This window comes from bacterium (assembly GCA_035559435.1).
GTDB lineage: Bacteria > Zixibacteria > MSB-5A5 > WJJR01 > WJJR01 > JACQFV01.
The window spans coordinates 1-4,912 of record DATMBC010000001.1 but is presented as its reverse complement, the minus strand read 5'-3'; the positions used below and the strand labels follow the sequence as shown (position 1 = coordinate 4,912).

Sequence of the window (4,912 nt, the reverse complement as noted above, 5' to 3'; positions counted from 1 at the left end):
CCCGAAACTCTTGGCACCTCAGCCAGCATAATGGGTGGACAACGCAATCAAACCTATCGGCAGCCCGCAACGACCGCAGGCCACCCGTCGGGAACCAAAATAATCCTCAATCTAGCGAGTTTTTCAGCAGCCTGCTAGAGGATGAAGTCGGACTGGTTCAGGTTATGGATGCCGGTCAGCACCACGACCATGTCGGCGGTCCCGTTGCCGGTATTGTCGAAGCGGACAATGGTGTTGCCGCCGCTCACCGACCAGGTGACGCTGTTGGCGATGGTGGCGGCGGTATTGCCGCCCCACAGGAAGGCTTGATCGCCGGCCGCGCCTGAGGCGTCGATCGCCGAGAAGTCGATGAGATCCTGACCCTGCACGAAGTCGATGATCAGATCGGCAGTGGCCGTGTTCGTTGTGCTGTCGCCGGTGACGTTGAACTTGAAGATGTCGTTCCCGCTTCCGCCGGTCAGCGAATCCCTGCCCGTGCCGCCGATCAGCACGTCGTTGTCGGCACCGCCGTTGAGGATGTCGTTGCCGGCACCGCCGATGAGCCAATCGTTGCCGTTCTCGCCGTTCAGCGTGTCATTGCCGTCGCCGCCCACGAGCAGATCATTGCCGGCGCCGCCGTTCAAAGTATCGTTGCCAGTACCGCCGAAGATGAGATCATTGCCCGAGCCGCCGGTGATGATGTCGCTGACGCTGTTCTCGCCCGCGACAAAATTGTTGTCGGAGGAACCGGACAGATTCACGGCGCCGGTGTTGCGGCCGGCGGGATCGGCGCGGCTGACGAGATAATCGCCGGTGCCGAACTGGTAGCCGAAGAGCGAGCCGCCGTCGAAGTTGATCAGCTCGACGCCGGTCTGTGCGTTGGTGCCGGCATAGTGGTCGGTGAGCGTGGTCTGCTGTGCCGCGCCTCCGTTGACCGTGAACTGCAGGACAAGGTTGCCGGCCTGTGTGCCCGAGTTGGAGTCAAAGGCATTCAGCGCGGTCAGCGCGGCGCCGCCTGTGGCGATGACGAGCCGGTCCGCGGAACCGCCGTTCGCGCCCTCGACGATGCTGTCGTTGCCGTCGCCGCCGGCAATGATGTAGGTGTCGTTGCCGTTGCCGCCGACAAGCGAGTCATTGCCCGCGCCGCCGATCAGGGTGTCGTTGCCGTCGCCGCCGTTGAGCGAGTCGGTGTCGGCGCCGCCGCTCAGGAAGTCGTTGCCGCTGCCGCCCAAAAGGCCGTCGTTGCCCGCGCCGCCGAACAGGCTGTCGTTGCCGGCACCGCCGTTGAGCACGTCGTTGCCGGTACCGCCGAACAGCCAGTCGTTGCCGCCGTTGCCGGTGAGCGAGTCGTTGCCGCCGAAGCCGTACATGGCGGTGTTGACGCCTGCGGCTGCGGTGGCGGTATTGCCGCCGCCGCTGCCGAGGTAGAGGCCGACGACGCTCGCGGCATTGCCCGCGGCATCCTGCACCTGCAGCGTGCCGGAGACCGGCGCGCCCTGCTGGGCCGGCGTCAGGTTGGTCGGGCTGCCGTTGTTGATCGCCGGGCTGCCGAACGCGGCGGCGAACGGCGCCAGCAAGGACAACGGACCGCTCGGATCGCTGGCGGTGAAGGTAATCGCCGCCTCGGTGATGCCCAGGCCGCTGATCGCCGGCGGCGTATTGTCGACCGCGGTGACGATCTGGATGGCCAGCGGCGACGACACCGGGCTTGTGTTGCCGGCGGCGTCGGTCGCCTGGGCCGTAATATTGTGCGGACCGAGGGTCAGTGCAGAACTCGTAATCGTCCAGCTGCCGCCGCCACCCGCGACCGCCGAACCGACCGGCGTGCCGTCGGAGAACAGCGTGACCGTTGCGCCGGGCTCCGCCGTGCCGGTGAAGGTGGGCGTGGTGTCGGTGGTGATGTTGTCGGTGTTGGACACGCCGTCGTCGCTCGCATCCGTCATGTCGGGTTGCGACGGCGCGATGGGCGGCGTCGTGTCCACCGTAATGATGTACGGAGCGCTGGCCGGGCCTTGGTTGCCGGCGGCATCCTCGACGCGGGCGACATAAGTGTGAGTGCCCTGCGATACACCGCCGTCGATGAAGGTCCAGGTCGTGCTCGTGACCGTGGCCACGCCGACCTTGGCGCCGTCGCGATAGATCGCGACCGTCTCGTCCGCGGCAAGCGCGGCCGAGATGGTGCCGCCGATGGTGGGCGAGGTGTCGTTCGTCACCCCGCCGTTAGGTACCGGCCCATTGTCCGGCAGAACGTCGTCGTTGACCGAGGTGATCGCCGCCGTTTGCGTGGGCGCCGTCGTGTCGACGAAGATCGTCAACGCGAAGGTGCCCGACGGCGTGCCGGCGTTGCCGGCGGCATCGATGATCTGGACTGCGAAGTTCCAGGTCGCCGACGGCAGTGCAAACGGGAAGGTGATTTGCGCAAAGCCGCTGGAGATCTCGCTCGGCGTCAACGTGATCGGCAAGCCGAATGCGGATCCGTTGAGCAGAAGCTGCAACTTGTCCCCTAGGACGGCACCATTCAGCTGCACCAGGAATGTCGGTTGGGTGTCGTCCGTGGTTCCTCCGCTGAGAACCGGCAACTGCACCGGCCCAACGTCGTCGAAGGCCCACCAAATGACCGGGGCCGACGGCGCCGTCGTATCGACGGGCATGCTTGCGCCCATCGCCGAGGCCAAGCCGAGGTTGCCGACGAGATCGGTGTAATTGCTGCCGACGCCGACAAAGGCGGGCGTGGTGGAGTTCGAGGTCGGCGTGAACGTGGTGGTCCAGGTGGTGCCGCCGTCGCCGGACGAAAGTACCCCGATCGTCCCGCCGTTCACGGTCAGGTCGGAGGCGTCGAAATTGGTCACCGGCTCGCTGAACGTGATCGTCACGGTCGCGGTTTCGCCCACACCCAGCGTGCCGTTGCCGTTGCCGTTCTCGGTCATGATGATCGAGGCGACGGTCGGATTGAGCATGTCGACCTCGATGCCGTAGACACCCGGCACGCCGGTGTTGCCGACGAGGTCGGTCCAGCCGCTGCCGATCTGCACCGTCACTATGCCATCGTAGCCGTCATCCGCCGTAAAGATCGCCGTGTAGTGCGACAGATCGATCTGTACGAAGTTGCCGAACGTGCCGTTGGCGTAGGTCAGATCTCCTAGATCGAAGCCGGTGACCGCCTCGCTGAAGGTGAAGGTCACGAGCGTGGAGGGCTGCGCGTCGGTGAGCGGCTCGGCGAGTGCTTCCACCGTCACGGTCGGATTCTGCGTGTCGATGCCGATCGTGCGGATGTCGCCACCGCCCAGATTGTCGCGCAGGTCGGTGTAGCTGTTGGCCAACACCGCGACCGAGCCGGTGCCGCTGAAATCCGGCGCGGCGTTGAAGATCGCGGTCCAGACATTGGCGTCGATCTGATCGAAGCCGGTGAGGAAGCCGCCGACCACCTGGACATCGCTCTCGCCGAACATCTGCACCGCCTCGTTGAACGTGAAGGTCACGTTCGCGGTCGGCGAGCCGTCGTTGAGCGACAGCGCATGGATGGTGATGGCGACGGTCGGGTTGAGCGTGTCGATGTGCACCGTATCGCTGCCGGCCGCGCCGCCGCTGCCGATGGAGTCGATGTAGCTGCCGGCGGTCACCGAGACCGAGCCGATGACGTCGATGCCGTTGTCGGAGGTGAGCGTGGCCCGGTACTGGGTCGGGCTGATCTGCGTCAGGCCGGTGAGCTGGCCGCCGACCACGGTGATGTCGTCGATGGAAAAGCCGGTGACCGGCTCGCTGAAGGTGAAGAACACGTTGGAAACAGGCTCGGTGTCGGTCAGCTCGAGCTTGACGATGTTCACCGTCACCGTGGGCGCCGGATCGACGATGATCTCGTAGTTGTCGGAGACCGCCGGCGCCGCAGGCGGATTGCCGGCGGCGTCGCTCCAATCCGTTCCGACCGTGATGACGTTGGTGAGATCGGTTGCCGGCGCGGTCGGCGTAAATGTCGCCGTGAACACCTTTGGATCCAACGTCGGGGTGATCGCGCTCAGCGTGCCGTTTTCCACCGTGACGTCGGCGTTGGTGAAATTGGTCGGCGCTTCGCTGAAGGTGAAGGTCACCAGCGCCGTCTCGCCGTTCACGAGCGACGTGTCGGACATGCTGATGGCGACGGTCGGGTGGCTCGTGTCCTTCACGCTGTTGTCGCCGCTGCCATTGGCATTGTTGCCGGCGGTGTCGGTGACGCTGATGGTGGCCGTGATCGGCCCGTCGGCGAGACTGGAAAGATCGACGCTGAACGTGCCGTTGCTGAGGCCGGACACCACTACGTCAGGCGTTGACCCGTTGCCGTCGGAGAAGGTCACCGTCGCCGTGGCGTCGGCATCCACGCCCGACACGGTGTAGGACACCGCACCATCCTCGGCATCATTGATGAACCCATCGCCGTCGTTGATGACGACGGCCGCGGGCGGGGGAGCGTCCGCCCCGGTGTCAACGATATAGCTTCGTGTCGCATTGGCGGTGGTGGAGTTGCCGGCCGCGTCGGTGGTGGTGACGCTGGCATCGACGGTGAGATCGCTGTCGGCCAACAGCGCGGAGCCGGGCACGTCGATGCTGAAGGTGCCGCCGGCCTGCACCAGGCCGGTATAGTCGGTGCCGTGCACCGTCAGCGTGACGGTGTCGCCGACCTGCACGTCGCCGCCCACCGTGCCGGTGATCGCCACATTGGCGCTCGCCCCCTCCGCAAGATTGATCACGTCGTCGCCGGTGATGGCGTTGAGCGCGATGCTGGCATCGGGCGCGATCTGATCGAGCGTGTAGCCGCGGTTGGTGGTCGCGGTGGTGGAGTTGCCGGCCGCGTCGGTGGTGGTGACGCTGGCATCGACGGTGAGATCGCTGTCGGCCAACAGCGCGGAGCCGGGCACGTCGATGCTGAAGGTGCCGCCGGCCTGCACCAGGCCGGTATAGT

1 protein-coding gene is annotated in these 4,912 nt (G+C 65.8%); it reads right to left on the bottom strand.

What is annotated here, in order from left to right; all coding sequences use genetic code 11:
• Positions 1-134: 134 nt before the first annotated feature.
• On the bottom strand, positions 135-4,912 hold a 4,778-nt coding region (locus VNN55_00005), incomplete at its 5' end, for an Ig-like domain-containing protein (GenBank protein HWO55931.1).